Source organism: Prochlorococcus marinus str. MIT 0917, from assembly GCF_027359575.1.
GTDB lineage: Bacteria > Cyanobacteriota > Cyanobacteriia > PCC-6307 > Cyanobiaceae > Prochlorococcus_B > Prochlorococcus_B marinus_D.
In genome coordinates this window covers 1,857,269-1,872,439 of the sequence record NZ_CP114784.1, presented here as the reverse complement: position 1 = coordinate 1,872,439, position 15,171 = coordinate 1,857,269, and the positions used below count along the sequence as shown (strand labels likewise).

The following is a 15,171-nucleotide window of genomic DNA, read 5'->3' as shown; positions in this document are numbered from 1 at the left end:
TTTCTTCTAAAGTAAATCGGTTTCGAGCCGAGTTTTCTTCCTTGGCAAATGTTGTAGTCATAGGCGCTCAGTGGGGTGATGAAGGTAAAGGCAAAATCACCGATTTGCTCAGTCGCTCCGCAGATGTAGTTGTTCGCTATCAAGGTGGTGTTAATGCGGGTCATACAATTGTTGTAGATGACAAAGTTCTCAAATTACATTTGATACCCTCTGGGATTTTATATCCAGATACTATTTGTCTTATTGGGTCAGGAACAGTTGTTGATCCGAAAGTGATGATTAAAGAAATAAAAATGCTTGAAGAAAACGATATTGATATTTCAGGACTAAAACTTGCTTCTACTGCTCATGTAACGATGCCGTATCACCGGCTTCTAGATTTGGCCATGGAGCAAAAGCGAGGTGACCACAAAATCGGTACTACTGGCAGGGGGATTGGCCCCACTTATGCTGACAAATCTCAAAGGAATGGGATTCGAATAATTGATCTACTGAGCAGGGAAAAGCTTCAAGAAAGATTACAGGTTCCTTTAGCAGAGAAAAACGGGCTTCTCCAAAAGATATACGGAATTGAGCCATTAAATATTGATGAAATAATAGAAGAATATCTTGATTACGGAAAACAGCTAAAACAACATATTGTTGATTGCAATAGAACCATTCATCAAGCAGCCAGAAAAAAGAAGAATATCTTGTTTGAGGGAGCTCAAGGGACCCTTTTGGATCTTGATCACGGTACCTACCCTTATGTAACCTCCTCCAATCCAGTATCAGGTGGGGCCTGCATTGGTGCAGGAGTAGGCCCTACCCTTATAGACAGGGTTATCGGGGTTGCCAAAGCCTATACGACTAGAGTGGGAGAAGGACCATTCCCAACTGAATTGCAAGGGAGCATTAACGATCAACTTTGTGATAGAGGGGGTGAATTTGGAACAACTACTGGACGAAGAAGGCGGTGTGGTTGGTTTGATGGAGTGATTGGGAAATATGCAGTTGAGGTAAATGGATTGGATTGTCTTGCGATTACTAAATTAGACGTTTTAGATGAACTTGAAGAAATTGATATATGTGTCGCTTATGAATTAAATGGTAAAAGAATTGATTATTTCCCAAGTAGCGTTGAAGATTTTGAGAAATGTACTCCAATTTTTAAAAAGTTACCTGGCTGGAGATGCTCTACAGAGAATTGCCGTCGTCTAGAAGATCTTCCACCTGCAGCAATGAGTTACTTGAGATTCTTAGCGGAGCTTATGGAAGTTCCCATAGCAATAGTTTCCTTAGGAGCCAATAGAGATCAAACAATTGTTATTGAGGATCCTATTCATGGACCAAAAAGAGCTCTTTTAAACTCTTAAACAACGAACAATTATTCTTTTATAGTTTATAAATCAACTTAATGACTAACAATACAAACGACCCTTCACTTGACGTTGTAGGCATTGGGAATGCAATTGTAGACGTATTAACAACAACAGATGATTCTCTCCTAGAAAGACTATCTTTAAAGAAGGGTTCAATGACCTTGATTGATGAAAACAGAGCTAAAGAACTATATGAAATAACTACCAACAGAATTCAGAGGTCAGGAGGTTCTGCAGCCAATTCATTAGCATGTGTTGCCCAGTTAGGGGGAAAATCAGCTTTTATTGGAAGGGTAAGAGATGACATGCTAGGGGAAATCTTCACAAAAGAAATATCAACAACTGGTACCATTTTCAAGACTGCACCTTCATCCGTTGGCCCCTCGACTGCCAGATGTCTAATTTTTGTCACTCCAGACGCAGAGAGGACTATGTGCACTTATCTGGGCGCTTCAGTTCTCTTAGAACCTAGGGATATCGACCTCTCAGTAGTTAGGGAAGCAAAAATACTTTATTTAGAGGGATACCTATGGGACAACCCAGCTGCTAAAAATGCATTTATCAAAGCGGCAGAAATAGCTAAAAATGCAGGTCGAAAAGTTGCTTTATCCCTTTCTGATTCATTTTGTGTAAGTAGACACCGCGAGAGTTTTATAAAACTAGTTGATGATCATATAGATATATTATTTGCCAATGAAGATGAAATAACAACTTTGTATGAGACCTCTTCTCTGAATACAGCACTTGAAGAATTGAAAAAAAAATGCGATCTTGCTGCAATCACAATTGGCGAAAAAGGTTCAATTCTAATTTCAAATGGCAAAGAAATGAAAATAAATCCTTTCACTTTTGGAAAGGCTATTGATACCACGGGTGCAGGAGATCTTTATGCTGGAGGTTTTTTAAAAGGGCTTGCAGATGGCCTAAAACCAGAATTATCTGCAAAAATTGGATCTATTTGTGCAGGGCATATCGTCACACAATTAGGATCTCGTTCCAATACTGATCTTTTGACTTTGATCAATTCACATTTAGAACACTAAAGATTGAAAGCTCAAATAGAATTTACCCAATGATGGTAATTTTTATTAGCTGAAACGCGAAAATAAATTATTTCTGGTATTTCGTAGCTATGCCATTCAGCAATCTTATGACAAACGTTATTTACATTTTCTTTTTTACACTTAATCATTAATTGTACTTCTTGTGATTGATTTATATTTCCTTCCCACCAAAAACATGATTCGATATTCTTAAAAGTTACACAAGGTATTAATTTATCCCTCAAGAGTAGGTTAGCTAATTTAGATGCATTTTTTTTATCGACTTCATTAGTTATAATTATATAAATTTCTTGATTAAAATCAGATAAAGTCATGATCTTAAATACTTTTTATTCCATACTAATAGATTTTAATTTTTTAATTAATTTTTCATAGCTATCTACTGAATTAATATTTTTAAATTCAGTAGGCCTTTCCAACAACCAAAGATTAATTCTCATACCCAAACAAATTTGATGCCATAAGATTTCATTACTTCCTCCTGACTGTCTACAAATCACATCAGAAATATTCCATTTCCTAACAAGTGCTTTTTCAATTTTTCCATTACTAGAAGCTGAAGGGTTTAATATCGCAAAATTTGTTTTTTGAATAGATGAAGACAGTGTTTTTCTTATACTTTCTGGATTAGCTAAAACTCTTGCATAAACTTTCGCCCCTGAATTTCTTGTAAAAATCAAGGCGTCCTGAAGATGCCTTACTCCTACAGCGAGCAAAATAGATTTATTCTTTAGATCATAATTTCTTAAGTCACTAAATTTTTCTATTAAAAATGCATTTGAAATATTATCAATGGCTCTTTCATACCTTATAAAAGTTTGACCTAGTTCCTTACAAACTTTTGAGATTGATCGTGTGATATTCATAGCAAAGGGATGCGTCAGATCAACAACACAATGAAATCCATTTTGATGAATTCTTGCGTTTAATATGACTCCGCGTATCTCTTCCTCAGTAATTAAGGCACCAATTAATATTTTCTCTAAATTTAATTTTTCATATGGAATCGAGGCTCGATCCGAAACAACACTAACAGTAATTTTCCAACCTTCTTTCAATAATGACTCAGCAAAGACATGACCTTCGCCTGTTCCTGTTAACAACCAAAGATGTGGCTGGCATTTTTCCCTTATATCCATCAAGATAAACCTCAATAACTAAAGAAAAAAAAATGAACCATTGCATGCTTGAGGTTTTGGTAAAGAAGGCTCCAACAGTTCGTTTCACCCAAGACAACAAAACTCCGCTAGCTGAAGTAGAAGTTGAATTTGACAGCCTCCGTGCCGATGACCCTCCCTGCGCAATTAAGGTAGTTGGTTGGGGGAAATTAGCAGAAGAACTTCAAAACACAGTTCAAGTCAATTCTAAATTAGTAATAGAAGGTCGCTTAAGAATGAATACTGTTCCTCGCCAGGATGGGACTAAAGAGAAACAAGCTGAATTTACTCTTTCTCGAATCCACCCTTTTTCTTCTAAAACAGCTGTTTCATCCATACCTTCTCAAACTCAGTCAACGATAAAAAGCGATTCTGCAAATTCTTTAAATAACGAAGGTGTTAAATGGGACAGTTCACCATTAGTTCCTGATACAGATGACATTCCATTCTGAAAAAAATCAACCATTTTCTTCAATGTATTCTGTAGCCCTAGTTAAAAGTTGACCTAATTCTCTTTCCAAAGCTGCCAGATCAGGTCTAAATTCAGGCCAGCTACCTTTATCTAATTGTTCAAGGATCCAAGCTCTATCCTTGTTTAATTTTTCAACAAGTTCAGTTAACTCAGAAAATTGTTTTTGGTGTGAGGCCATGAGACTGTCTCCTGAAAAACCCATCTGCCCACGATTTTAGCCAAAATCACACTCATGAATAAACTTCTTTCACCGGCAAGCCTCATCACTATCGGAGGAGCATCCCTTTCTCTAATAGGCCTAACAGCCTATTTTACTGATGCAACAAACCTCAGTGTTCCAACTTTCTTCTATGGAGTACCTATCTTTCTAATAGGTATATCACTGAAAACTACTGAAGTTCCGCCTGCTCTAAGAGTAGTTCCTGTAACTAAGTTTGCTTCAGAGAGAGACAAAGCCCCTGAAGAGCTAAGGAAACTAGTTAAAGATGTGACTAGATGGCGCTATGGTCAATCTTGCCAGCTTGAAGCATCTCTAAGAGTATTAAAGCTTTGGGACATAGACAGTCCTCCCCAACTTTTAGAAGTAGAAGAGTTGGTTGAAGAGGGTAATTATGGAATACGAATGAGATTTGAAATGGCTGCTGTATCTTTAGAAAGATGGAATGCTCAAAAAGAACGTTTAGGAAGATTCTTTGCTAAAGGTTTGTGCGCTGAATTATTTTGTCCCACACCCGGTGCACTAGATTTAATCCTACTTCCGCAAAAACAAGAAGAAAAGCCACAAGAAAATGAATAAAGAAAATCAACAAGCTAACCAAAGTAAGAATTTTAATAAACCCTTTACGGACAAAGATTCAATAAGAGTTTCAGTCTTAAGTGAGGCGCTTCCTTATATTCAGCGTTTTGCAAATAAAAGAATTGTAATCAAATATGGTGGCTCAGCCATGGCAGATAAAACACTTCAGAATGCAGTATTTAGAGATCTAGCTCTTCTTTCATCTGTTGGCGTACAAATAGTAGTCGTTCATGGTGGGGGCCCAGAAATAAACCAATGGTTAGAAAAATTAGGAATAAAGCCAGTTTTCCTTGATGGTTTACGTATTACTGATACCAAGACCATGGATGTCGTAGAAATGGTTCTTGCTGGAAGAGTAAATAAACAGATTGTAAGTGGAATAAACAATCACGGAAGATTAGCTGTTGGACTATGTGGCATAGATGGTGGACTTATTGAGGCAAGAACGCTTGGAGGTGGAAGTCATGGTCTTGTTGGAGAAGTTGCAAAAGTAAATACAAAGATATTAAGCCCTCTTCTCGAAGAAGGTTACGTCCCAGTAATTTCTAGTGTAGCCAACTCTTCTGATGGCAGATCACACAATATCAATGCTGATACTGTTGCTGGGGAGCTTGCGGCAGCACTAGGTGCCGAAAAATTAATCCTTCTAACAGATACCCCTGGTATTTTAAGGAATAAAAATGAGCCTTCTTCCTTAATAGAAAAGATACGTCTATCGGAAGCTAGAGAATTAATTGATAAAGGGATAGTTAAAGCAGGCATGAAACCAAAAGTTGAATGTTGTATACGTTCACTTGCCCAGGGTGTAAATGCTGCCCATATCATTGACGGAAGAACTCCCCACTCACTTCTATTAGAAGTTTTCACTGATGCAGGTATTGGAACAATGGTTATGGGTAGAGGTTAAATGTCAAATATAGCTTCAGCAATAAAAGCTGCTGAAGCGGCCCTTGAAAAAGGTGACTATAATTTTTGCATAAAAACAATTGATCCTTTACTTCTAGATTTCCAAGCAGAGACTGAAATAGGAGGAAAACTTAGACTACTTATCATTACTGCCTACATGGGAAAATGTGATGAGAAAAAAGCAATCAATATTTGTCAAACATTAATCCACAATAAAAAAGAGAGCGTCCGTCAACAATCTAAACAGCTCTTATCAATACTTGATGCTCCACATTTACCAAGACCATCAAACTGGTCTGTAGAAATCCCGAAGATAGAGATGGAGCCATCTCTTAAATCGTCATTTACAAAAACGAAAAAGAAGAAGGAGATAATTAATCATCCTCCAACTGGTCCAACAAAAAGTCTAGACTTTGGATTTTCAATAATAACTTTATTAATTATTTCATTATTAACCTTCCTTTTGAGTGGTTGCGTTGACATATCAACAAATTTGAGTGTTACAGGTCCAGATCGACTAAAGATTTCACTTGATATAAATAGTAATTCTGGCGTATCAATTCCATGGCAGATGGAATTTGAAGAAAATCTTACTAAAGAAAATAGTATCTTAAAACTTCAAGATCAGGAAGATAAGCAACATTTTGAATCACCAACTATTCGTTTTGAAGATGCAAACAAATTACTTCAGCAAATAGCTTCAGCCGCGTCAAAAGCTAGCGGATTCAATATAAATAAACCTGAAATAATTACAAACAACAAAAACTGGATAATTGGTACAAGTCAAAATTATAAAATTTATTTGGATTTAAGAGAAATCCCAAAAATTCCTGGATTAAAACTAAACATAGTCATTAATGACATTGGCAATAAAAATAATTTCAAAACTAAACCTCTAGAACCTACTTTTAAAAAAGATTTAACTTTCTTTCCTCTTGAAATTGGAAAGATTAATCAACTGGAGATTTCAAATTGGAAGTGGAACCAAATTTCAGTTGGAATTATCTTGATAATTGCTTTAACTTTGTTGAGCTTATCCCTTCAAAGATTTCGTCTCCAAATGGGCTTCGGTTTTCCTGAGCTACCACCTTAAAAAAGATATAAACTCATAATTGTAGAGGATCAGGATCAATAGAAAGAGTTACTCCTTTTGGTAAATCTTTCCACAATTCAGGTCCATAAGGAAGTGGGATATGACTTGATTCTGGACCGTATAAAAGAAGTTGCCAACGACTTTTACCTGCAACCCTCTCAACCAATGAAGGTGCTGGACCGACTATTTTCCAACCTTTTTGACTGCAAGCATTCTTTATTTTTGATGAAATATGAAATGCTCCATGTGATGTCAACTCTGACGATTCGCCAGAGAATCTTAATAAGCAGGCTCGACTGTATGGAACCATCGAGGCTTCTTTTCTAGTCTTATCTTCTTTTCTCAGAAACTCTTCGTAACTCCCATCAATCAAATGAAGAATCACTGGATGATCAGGACAATAAGTTTGCACTACAACCTTTCCAGATTGCTCACCTCGTCCTGCACGACCAGCTAATTGCATAAATAGTTGAAGCGTTTCTTCAGTAGCCATTAAATCAGGACGATGCAATAAACCATCTGCGGCTAAGACGACGGCAAGAGTTACTTTTGGTAAATCCATACCCTTAGAGAGCATCTGAGTACCTACTAAAATATCGGCATCACCATGAGCAAATCTTTCTAGCAACAATCTATGGCCATCACGGCCTCTAGTTGTATCTCTATCAAACCTTAATAAACTTATACCCTCTAGTTCTCTTTCTAAATGATCCATTACTCTTTGTGTTCCAGTTCCAAACGGTTTAAAAGCATTTGAACCACATTCTCCACATCTATCACTAATTTTCGAACGAAAGTCACACCAATGACAACGCAACCATTGATTACCCTCTTTGGAACGATGTACAGTTAGTGCGACATCACAATGTGGACATTGAACGACCTCTCCGCAGCTACGGCAACTTAAGAAACTACTATATCCACGTCTAGGGACTAAAATAATAGCTTGATTTCCACTCTCTTTTATACTCAAAAGTTGTTTTTTTAGATATCTACTAATTAAGCTTCGATTTCCAATAGCTAATTCTTCTCGCATGTCTACGACACTAACCGTTGGTAATTTACGATTCGAAATCCTTTGGGTTAATTTCGCAACAACTATATTTCCATTGGGTTTTAAATTTTTCCAAACATTTAAAGATGGAGTTGCTGTTCCAAGTATTACTTTAGCACCTATTTTTTTTGCCCTATTAATTGCCAAATCTCTTGCATGATAACAAGGCATAGGGGATTCCTGTTTATAAGAGCTATCGTGTTCTTCATCAAGAACTATCAATCCTAAGTTGGATAATGGTAGAAAAATAGCTGATCGAGTACCAATAAAAATACTAGGTTTTGTAGTGTCTAAAGATCTCTTCCATGTATCAATTTTCTCTTTAGTAGAGCAATTACTATGATATTCAAAAACATTTAATCCAAATCTTTTTTGAAAGCGATCAACTAATTGTGGTACCAACCCAATTTCGGGTGTAAGGATAAGACAATGTCTACCTTCAGATAACTCAAGCGCTGCAATTTGTAGGTATACCTCCGTCTTACCAGAACCAGTAACACCCCAAAGCAAAAGAGCTGATCCACTTGGAAGAGACTCATATTTTTCTTTTGCTAATTTTTGCTCTAACGTTAAAGATTGAGGATCTTCAATCTTTAAAATCTTTTTGTCATTATATTCTTCATCATCAAAAGAATTACAAAGGGAAAGACGTTTTTCTCTTTCTCCGCAACCAACTAAGACAAAGTTTCTAATCAATACAGAAGAAAATCCTTCAGCCTCCAAATCCTTTTGCCATTTTCCTCCTCCATTTAAGAGAAGATTTCTCTTTAACTCAATCTGTCGAGAAGATATCTTTCCCTCATAATTATTGCTAGACAATTTTACCCACCAGAGTTTTTTAGGCCTATTCAATAGTTTCGACCTTCCCAACCAACCAGGAGGTAGCGCAGTTTTAAGCATCTGAAAATCACTTACATATAAATCAAGAGCAATTTCTTCTAGCCACTCTCTCCATTCTTTTTTGATAGCTGCTTTTTGAACCAATGTTTCTACATTATTCAGCGAAAAATTATTTATATTTTGGTGTGTGCTCGTTATATTTTTTTTCATCTTTTTAACTACCAACCCTTGCATGAGTTGGCCTTTCAGGCGCACTGTCACAACATCGCCTAGATCAATATCTAAATTATTTCCATCTTGATAAGAAAAACATCGTCCTTCACGACCTACATGTAACCAAATATCAAATATAAAATGATTCATATCTTTTTTAATACTTGCCGACTTTAGAAATTTTTTCTACCATTGGGTAGTTAACAGCTTTAAAGCTGTTGTGGAACTTGCAAAATTCCACCCAGAGGGAAGACTAGAAGCTTTATCAAGAGTAGGAAAAATCCAATTCTTAGATAAGCCGGTCTGAGAAATCCCCTGACTCCCTTGCTTACACATTTCCATTCTTCAACAAAACATCCTTCATAATTTCAAGTCCATATTGATGTCATGTGATTTTTCGCAAGATTTATCACGATTAAGGACAATCTCAAATTAGAGTGTTTCTGTTGGATTATTACAAATTAAATAGTTTTTCCTGAAATATTATCTCTAGGAGATTCCGATCAATCTTCAGGTAACAACCTGAGCTCTTCAATAGACCACAAAACCATCAGGGAAATCATGTTAAAGGAAAAAAAGACATCTAAAAATATTTCTCTTAATCAGGAAACTAAAAATAATTCCAAAAAAATTAAAAAAACAGCCGCCAAATTAAACGTGACCAAAGAAACCCAAACTCTTCCTCAAGAATCTTCAAATGATCTAAAAATTGATTTAGATCTAGAGGCGGATAAATTAATTGCCGAAGCCAATAAAGTAACTGAAGCAGGTATCGATCTAGATGATGATGATGATGATAATGCCTCAGTGCTATCGAGTGCTCAAGAAGCAGCCGCTAAAGCTTTAGCAAGTATAAAAATAGGACCAAAGGGTGTTTACACAGAAGACTCTATCAGGGTTTACCTCCAAGAAATTGGTCGTATAAGGCTTCTCAGGCCAGACGAAGAAATTGAATTGGCCAGAAAGATAGCTGATCTTCTTCAATTAGAGGAAGAAGCTGCGCAGTTTGAAAGTGAGAATGGCCATTTCCCATCAGTGAAAGAATGGGCGGTTCTTGCAGAAATGCCATTAACTCGCTTCCGCAGGCGATTGATGCTTGGCAGACGAGCAAAAGAAAAAATGGTGCAATCTAATCTTCGATTAGTAGTTTCAATTGCCAAGAAATATATGAATAGAGGGCTGTCTTTTCAAGATCTAATCCAAGAAGGAAGTCTTGGTCTAATTCGTGCAGCAGAAAAATTTGATCATGAAAAGGGATATAAATTCTCAACTTACGCTACCTGGTGGATCAGACAGGCTATTACCAGAGCAATTGCAGATCAAAGCAGAACAATTCGTTTGCCTGTGCATTTATACGAAACAATTTCCAGGATCAAGAAAACCACCAAAGTTTTAAGTCAAGAGTTTGGCAGGAAACCAACCGAAGAAGAAATTGCTGAAAGTATGGAAATGACGATTGAGAAACTCAGATTCATCGCCAAAAGCGCTCAGCTCCCCATTTCTCTTGAGACCCCTATTGGGAAAGAAGAAGACTCTAGACTTGGTGACTTTATTGAAGCAGATATAGAGAATCCTGAACAAGATGTGGCAAAAACCTTATTAAGAGAAGATTTGGAGGGTGTTCTAGCTACATTAAGTCCTAGGGAGAGGGATGTTTTAAGACTTCGATATGGCTTAGATGATGGAAGAATGAAAACTCTAGAAGAAATTGGACAAATTTTTGATGTAACGAGAGAGAGGATTAGACAAATAGAGGCTAAGGCTCTCAGAAAACTCCGTCATCCAAATAGAAACGGGGTTCTTAAAGAATATATCAAGCTAAATTAAAATAATTAAATTATAACCTTTACTTTTCCAAGCAATAAATACAAATAATTTTTTAGAAGATTGAATTCATTTCACATCAACCTTATTAAATTATTTTCTAAGAATTTTAATTTGGTAAGGTTGATTGCTTAAGGTAAAGAAATAGAAAATATTTGCTAATGACACTAGACCAACTGCGCATCGCCTCTCGCCGAAGCCAGCTGGCCATGGTTCAGACGAACTGGGTACGAGATGAACTACAAAAAGCACATCCTGATCTTGCTATCACTATCGAAGCAATGGCTACACAGGGTGACAAAATACTTGATGTGGCTTTAGCAAAAATAGGAGATAAAGGTCTTTTCACTAAAGAGCTTGAAGCTCAAATGCTTGTTGGTCATGCCGAAATTGCGGTCCACTCATTGAAAGATTTACCTACCAATCTTCCAAAGGGATTAATTCTTGGCTGCATAACTGAAAGGGAGGATCCTTCAGACGCGTTAGTCGTGAATGAGAAAAATCAAATTCACAAACTAGAGACTCTGCCGGAAGGTTCTGTAGTAGGGACTAGTTCTTTAAGAAGGCTTGCTCAATTGCGATACCATTATCCTCATCTGGTTTTCAAAGATGTAAGAGGAAATGTTATTACACGATTAGAAAAACTTGACTCAGGAGAATATGACTGTCTTATTTTGGCAGCTGCTGGATTGCAAAGACTTGGTTTTGCTAATCGAATACATCAGTTAATTCCAACAGATATTTCACTACATGCGGTAGGACAGGGAGCTCTTGGGATTGAATGTGTAAGTGGTCAACAAGAGGTATTAGATATTTTAAAAACACTTGAACACGAATCAACATCTAAAAGATGTTTAGCAGAAAGGTCTTTCCTCAGAGAGCTTGAAGGAGGATGTCAAGTTCCAATAGGCGTTAGAACTGAAATTAACAACGATGAATTAATTCTTGAAGGAATGGTCGCAAGTTTAGATGGTAAAAGATTAATTAGAGATATAAAGAAAGGATCGGTAAGCTCTGCAGAGGAAATAGGAATAGACTTAGCCAATGAATTAAAAGGCCGTGGTGCAGGAGAAATATTAGAAGAGATTTTCAAGTCTGCAAGGGCCTAAATCATTCAAGCAGTTTAATTAATTAAATTAGGGTCTATTTCAGATAAGTAACGCTTCTCGCAGGATTTGATAATCTCAACTGCTTTTTCAACACCAAAGAAACCATTTACAGTACAAGTTCCTGGTTTTTTAAGATCTTTATAATGCTCCCAATAATAAGTTGTTTCCTTAATCCAGTGTTTTCCTAATTGTTCAAAGCTTTTTATGTGATCCATCCTCTTATCATCAGCTATTACGCCAATAACTTTGTCGTCAACTTCACCTCCATCATCAAAGGTCATTATTCCTATAATCCTTGCTTCAACAATTGAACCGGGGACTAACGGCTCTGTAACATTAACAATTTCGATATCTAATGGATCGCCGTCTTCATCCCATGTACGTGGAAGACATCCATAAGCGAACGGGTAGGCGAGGGAAGAATATCCAACTCGATCAAGCTTTAAATGTCCTGTTTCAGTAATGAGCTCATATTTATTTATTGTATTTGAATTCAACTCAACAATTGTATTGACTCTATGTTCAGATTCATTGGCAAACGCAGGTAAGACATGAAGCAGATTAGGCATTATTCTGCTAGGTGCTTGGTCAAGGTTAGCCATAGTATTTTTTTATGTTCTTACATGGTAAATCAACGAAGTAAATACAAATGAAGTTCTGGCAAATAATTTAGAAAAATTTCAACAAAAAACATGCTTTACTTAATTTTTAACCTAATAAATGTATATTTTAATTAGAGATTATAGAAAGCTTTTCAAGTTTATTATCTAAGTATTCAAGAAAATAATTTGGTGTTAATGTTGCTCCGGAGACCTTCTTTACAAGTTCCTCGGAATCCAAACTTCTCCCATGATGATGAACATTTTTGCGAAGCCAACCCAATATTTTACTGATTTGATTAGATTCAATAATATTTTCAATTTTCCCTAAGTCTTCTTCAAGAGTTTTTGTTAACTGAGCGCTAATAAGGTGACCAAGCAAATAAGAAGGGAAATAACCAAACATCCCCTCACTCCAGTGAACATCTTGCAAACATCCTTCAGTATCATTTTCTGGCGAAACACCTAGAAGGTTCAAATACCTTTTATTCCATTCATTAGGCAGATCTTCTACAGAAAGCCCTCTCTCTAGAAGATCAATTTCCAAGTCAGTCCTAATCATTATGTGCAAGCCATAACTAAGTTCATCAGCCTCTACTCTATTCAACCCTGGAGTAAAGGGATTTAGATTAATCCATAAATCATTTTCAGAGTGAATTGGAGCACCTGCATTCTTAAAATGATGCCAAAAAGACTTTGCAAATGAAAAGCTCCTAGCAATTCTATTTTCCCAAAATAGAGATTGACTCTCATGAACAGCCATAGAAGTTGCTTGACCTAATGGCCATGCAAACCATTGGTGACTTTCAGAAGGCAAGCCTTGTTCATACAGAGAATGTCCCCACTCATGGGCAGTAGCTAATAAGCAAGAAAGTGGCTGACCTTTAACTATTCGAGTCGTAATTCGATAATCGTCAGGACCTAAAGTTATAGAGAATGGATGAGGGGACTTAGCTATAGCTGTATTAGAAGGATCCCTAGACCAATCATTTAAAAGTATTTGACAGAGCTTTTCTTGATCGCTATTTGCTAAATCCCATTTTTTACTCTTTTTATTAGTTATTGTCGCAGCCTTCTGAATCAATTCTGGCAATCTTTTTTTTAAAGGTTCAAATAGTTCGCTTACACGATTAATCGTTAAGTTCGGTTCAAAAGGCTGGGCAAGTGTCTCCCAGCAACTTCTTTCTTCACAGAGCTGATTGGATTGTTCTGTTCGTAGTGAAATTAATTTCTTGAGGGCTGGAGAAAAGCTCTTGAAGTCATTATTTTTCCTAGCTTCCTGCCAACACATATAACCTTCAGACTTTGCTGTTGCAAGCTCAACAACCAATTTAGGATCCAATCTTTTTTGTCTATTGAAATCTTGCTCAAGCAACTCAATATTTTTAAACCTGTCAGTAATAGGTTTTGATTCAAAATCGTTTTTCTCTTTTAAATTTTGAAGTTCAGATTTTGCTTCTTTTATTAAAATTTCGAACTGTTCAGAACTTTGTCTTGCATGAAGTTGCTTAGCTAAAAGACTTAATTGCTCACCTCTCCAAGTGGAACCAGCAATAGGCATAGTTGTATTTTGATCCCAATAGAGAGTGCTTTGTATAGATCCCAACAACTGCGTATCTTTTAGGTAATCACCCAAAAGCTGCCAAGCAGACTTTGACAACGTATTCCATTTGATATTTGTGTAATTCTAATATCAAATTGATGAAAACAGATCCATATTTGATCAATTTAAAATAATTTAAATCATAAGTTCTGAATTAAATTATTCATTATTTAAAAATCAAAAAGGTTATATATTTTTTATACGCTTGGACTAAAGTACCCTAGCTTAAAATAAAAGAACACAAAACTGTTAGTATTTAATATAGTAAGCTCAAACAGTTTATTAGTAATGGAACAGATTTTATCAACTTTAGATTTTCAGACGAAGAAACAAGGTTTTACTGATATAACAAAAAATATTAATAATTGGATCCAATATAAAAAGTTTAGAAAAGGAATACTTCTTATTTTTCTAAAGCATACAAGCTGTAGTTTAATTATAAATGAAAATGCTGATATTAATGTCCTAAAAGATCTATCTGCATACATGAAAGCTATTGTCCCAGAGAAGGGATTTTATCCAATTGACAGAAGTAGCAAAAAAATAGAATATCTTCATTCACAAGAAGGGTTGGACGATATGCCAGCTCATATAAGAACAATGCTTACTTCAAACAATTTAAGCTTCAGTGTTGTAGATGGTGAATTAAAAATAGGCTTATGGCAAGGCATCTATATATGGGAACATAGAACATCAAATAAATCAAGGTCATTACAATTGCATGCAATTGGTGATTTTGATTTAAATTAAAATTAAATATAAAAAACTCATGGCTTCATTATTAGAGCAAAATCAACTAGATTATTTTATAGAAAAGAACCCTTCTTGGATAATAGATAATAAAATGATAAAGAGAGAATTTAAATTTGATAATTTCATTGATGCTTTTGGCTTTATGAGTAAGGTCGCACTTTTATCTGAAAAAATGGATCATCATCCTGATTGGCAGAATACATATAATAAAGTTACAATAAATCTAACTACACATGACCAAGGTGGAATTACTACTAACGACATCAAGCTTGCAGAGTCTATTGATAAATTAATCATTACCTAATGTATCATTAATTACTTCCATTA

Annotated in this window: 16 protein-coding genes; 10 read left to right on the top strand and 6 right to left on the bottom strand. The window is 35.9% G+C overall.

Annotated features, from left to right (window positions below; translation table 11 throughout):
* The first annotated feature begins 41 nt into the window (after positions 1-41).
* Positions 42-1,355, top strand: a complete 1,314-nt coding sequence (locus O5637_RS10485) for an adenylosuccinate synthase (RefSeq protein ID WP_269604900.1) — start codon at positions 42-44, stop codon at positions 1,353-1,355.
* A gap of 41 nt (positions 1,356-1,396) precedes the next feature.
* Positions 1,397-2,404 carry an adenosine kinase gene (locus O5637_RS10480; protein ID WP_269604898.1) on the top strand — a complete coding sequence of 336 codons (1,008 nt, stop codon included), beginning with the start codon at positions 1,397-1,399 and terminating at the stop codon, positions 2,402-2,404.
* Positions 2,405-2,415: 11 nt separating this feature from the next.
* On the opposite strand, the gene cutA is transcribed toward O5637_RS10480, so the two are convergent.
* Together cutA and O5637_RS10470 are read right to left on the bottom strand one after the other, a co-directional pair.
* Positions 2,416-2,739 carry a divalent-cation tolerance protein CutA gene (cutA, locus tag O5637_RS10475; RefSeq protein ID WP_269604896.1) on the bottom strand — a complete coding sequence of 108 codons (324 nt, stop codon included), beginning with the start codon at positions 2,737-2,739 and terminating at the stop codon, positions 2,416-2,418.
* A 15-nt stretch (positions 2,740-2,754) separates the two neighbouring features.
* The gene (locus tag O5637_RS10470; RefSeq protein WP_269604894.1) at positions 2,755-3,564 is read right to left on the bottom strand and encodes a precorrin-6A/cobalt-precorrin-6A reductase; all 810 of its coding nucleotides are present in this window, start codon (positions 3,562-3,564) and stop codon (positions 2,755-2,757) included.
* 32 nt (positions 3,565-3,596) lie between these two features.
* Here O5637_RS10470 and O5637_RS10465 point away from each other — a divergent pair, with 32 nt between their 5' ends.
* A complete protein-coding gene (locus O5637_RS10465; protein ID WP_269604892.1) occupies positions 3,597-4,034 on the top strand; it encodes a single-stranded DNA-binding protein in 438 nt (145 codons plus the stop codon).
* Between the two features lie 6 nt (positions 4,035-4,040).
* Here O5637_RS10465 and O5637_RS10460 read toward each other — a convergent pair whose 3' ends face one another.
* Positions 4,041-4,232, bottom strand: a complete 192-nt coding sequence (locus O5637_RS10460; RefSeq protein WP_038655087.1) for a hypothetical protein — start codon at positions 4,230-4,232, stop codon at positions 4,041-4,043.
* A gap of 54 nt (positions 4,233-4,286) precedes the next feature.
* Here O5637_RS10460 and O5637_RS10455 point away from each other — a divergent pair, with 54 nt between their 5' ends.
* The 3 genes from O5637_RS10455 to O5637_RS10445 are packed head-to-tail and all read left to right on the top strand — an operon-like array spanning position 4,287 to position 6,849.
* Positions 4,287-4,850 carry a DUF2854 domain-containing protein gene (locus O5637_RS10455; protein WP_269604889.1) on the top strand — a complete coding sequence of 188 codons (564 nt, stop codon included), beginning with the start codon at positions 4,287-4,289 and terminating at the stop codon, positions 4,848-4,850.
* Positions 4,843-5,757, top strand: coding sequence for an acetylglutamate kinase (argB, locus tag O5637_RS10450; RefSeq protein WP_269604887.1), 915 nt, complete (start codon positions 4,843-4,845; stop codon positions 5,755-5,757). The genes O5637_RS10455 and argB overlap by 8 nt, the downstream gene beginning before the upstream one ends.
* Positions 5,758-6,849, top strand: a complete 1,092-nt coding sequence (locus O5637_RS10445) for a DUF3153 domain-containing protein (protein WP_269604885.1) — start codon at positions 5,758-5,760, stop codon at positions 6,847-6,849.
* Between the two features lie 13 nt (positions 6,850-6,862).
* On the opposite strand, the gene priA is transcribed toward O5637_RS10445, so the two are convergent.
* Positions 6,863-9,106, bottom strand: coding sequence for a replication restart helicase PriA (gene priA, locus O5637_RS10440; protein ID WP_269604883.1), 2,244 nt, complete (start codon positions 9,104-9,106; stop codon positions 6,863-6,865).
* A gap of 411 nt (positions 9,107-9,517) precedes the next feature.
* Here priA and rpoD point away from each other — a divergent pair, with 411 nt between their 5' ends.
* Together rpoD and hemC are read left to right on the top strand one after the other, a co-directional pair.
* Positions 9,518-10,783: an RNA polymerase sigma factor RpoD gene (gene rpoD / locus O5637_RS10435; protein WP_269604881.1), complete on the top strand. Its 1,266-nt coding sequence runs from the start codon at positions 9,518-9,520 to the stop codon at positions 10,781-10,783.
* Between the two features lie 158 nt (positions 10,784-10,941).
* Complete coding sequence (gene hemC / locus O5637_RS10430; protein ID WP_269604880.1) at positions 10,942-11,889, top strand: hydroxymethylbilane synthase; 948 nt, start codon at positions 10,942-10,944, stop codon at positions 11,887-11,889.
* A gap of 14 nt (positions 11,890-11,903) precedes the next feature.
* On the opposite strand, the gene O5637_RS10425 is transcribed toward hemC, so the two are convergent.
* Both O5637_RS10425 and O5637_RS10420 read right to left on the bottom strand, forming a co-directional pair.
* Entirely contained in the window at positions 11,904-12,491 is a 588-nt protein-coding gene (locus tag O5637_RS10425; protein ID WP_269604878.1) for an inorganic diphosphatase, read from the bottom strand.
* A gap of 127 nt (positions 12,492-12,618) precedes the next feature.
* Positions 12,619-14,148 (bottom strand): carboxypeptidase M32, encoded by a 1,530-nt coding sequence (locus O5637_RS10420; RefSeq protein ID WP_269604876.1) that lies wholly within the window; start codon positions 14,146-14,148, stop codon positions 12,619-12,621.
* A 231-nt stretch (positions 14,149-14,379) separates the two neighbouring features.
* Between O5637_RS10420 and O5637_RS10415 the strand changes: the two genes are divergently transcribed.
* A complete protein-coding gene (locus tag O5637_RS10415) occupies positions 14,380-14,841 on the top strand; it encodes a secondary thiamine-phosphate synthase enzyme YjbQ (RefSeq protein WP_269604874.1) in 462 nt (153 codons plus the stop codon).
* 19 nt (positions 14,842-14,860) lie between these two features.
* Positions 14,861-15,148 carry a 4a-hydroxytetrahydrobiopterin dehydratase gene (locus O5637_RS10410; protein WP_269604872.1) on the top strand — a complete coding sequence of 96 codons (288 nt, stop codon included), beginning with the start codon at positions 14,861-14,863 and terminating at the stop codon, positions 15,146-15,148.
* Positions 15,149-15,171: the final 23 nt, after the last annotated feature.

Bases quoted from the DNA above. Each gene is read 5' to 3' on its own strand.
- O5637_RS10480 (WP_269604898.1), top strand. From the start codon at position 1,397: ATGACTAACAATACAAACGACCCTTCACTTGACGTTGTAGGCATTGGG.
- cutA (WP_269604896.1), bottom strand. From the start codon at position 2,739: ATGACTTTATCTGATTTTAATCAAGAAATTTATATAATTATAACTAAT.
- O5637_RS10470 (WP_269604894.1), bottom strand. From the start codon at position 3,564: ATGGATATAAGGGAAAAATGCCAGCCACATCTTTGGTTGTTAACAGGA.
- O5637_RS10465 (WP_269604892.1), top strand. From the start codon at position 3,597: ATGAACCATTGCATGCTTGAGGTTTTGGTAAAGAAGGCTCCAACAGTT.
- O5637_RS10460 (WP_038655087.1), bottom strand. From the start codon at position 4,232: ATGGCCTCACACCAAAAACAATTTTCTGAGTTAACTGAACTTGTTGAA.
- O5637_RS10455 (WP_269604889.1), top strand. From the start codon at position 4,287: ATGAATAAACTTCTTTCACCGGCAAGCCTCATCACTATCGGAGGAGCA.
- argB (WP_269604887.1), top strand. From the start codon at position 4,843: ATGAATAAAGAAAATCAACAAGCTAACCAAAGTAAGAATTTTAATAAA.
- O5637_RS10445 (WP_269604885.1), top strand. From the start codon at position 5,758: ATGTCAAATATAGCTTCAGCAATAAAAGCTGCTGAAGCGGCCCTTGAA.
- priA (WP_269604883.1), bottom strand. From the start codon at position 9,106: ATGAATCATTTTATATTTGATATTTGGTTACATGTAGGTCGTGAAGGA.
- rpoD (WP_269604881.1), top strand. From the start codon at position 9,518: ATGTTAAAGGAAAAAAAGACATCTAAAAATATTTCTCTTAATCAGGAA.
- hemC (WP_269604880.1), top strand. From the start codon at position 10,942: ATGACACTAGACCAACTGCGCATCGCCTCTCGCCGAAGCCAGCTGGCC.
- O5637_RS10425 (WP_269604878.1), bottom strand. From the start codon at position 12,491: ATGGCTAACCTTGACCAAGCACCTAGCAGAATAATGCCTAATCTGCTT.
- O5637_RS10415 (WP_269604874.1), top strand. From the start codon at position 14,380: ATGGAACAGATTTTATCAACTTTAGATTTTCAGACGAAGAAACAAGGT.
- O5637_RS10410 (WP_269604872.1), top strand. From the start codon at position 14,861: ATGGCTTCATTATTAGAGCAAAATCAACTAGATTATTTTATAGAAAAG.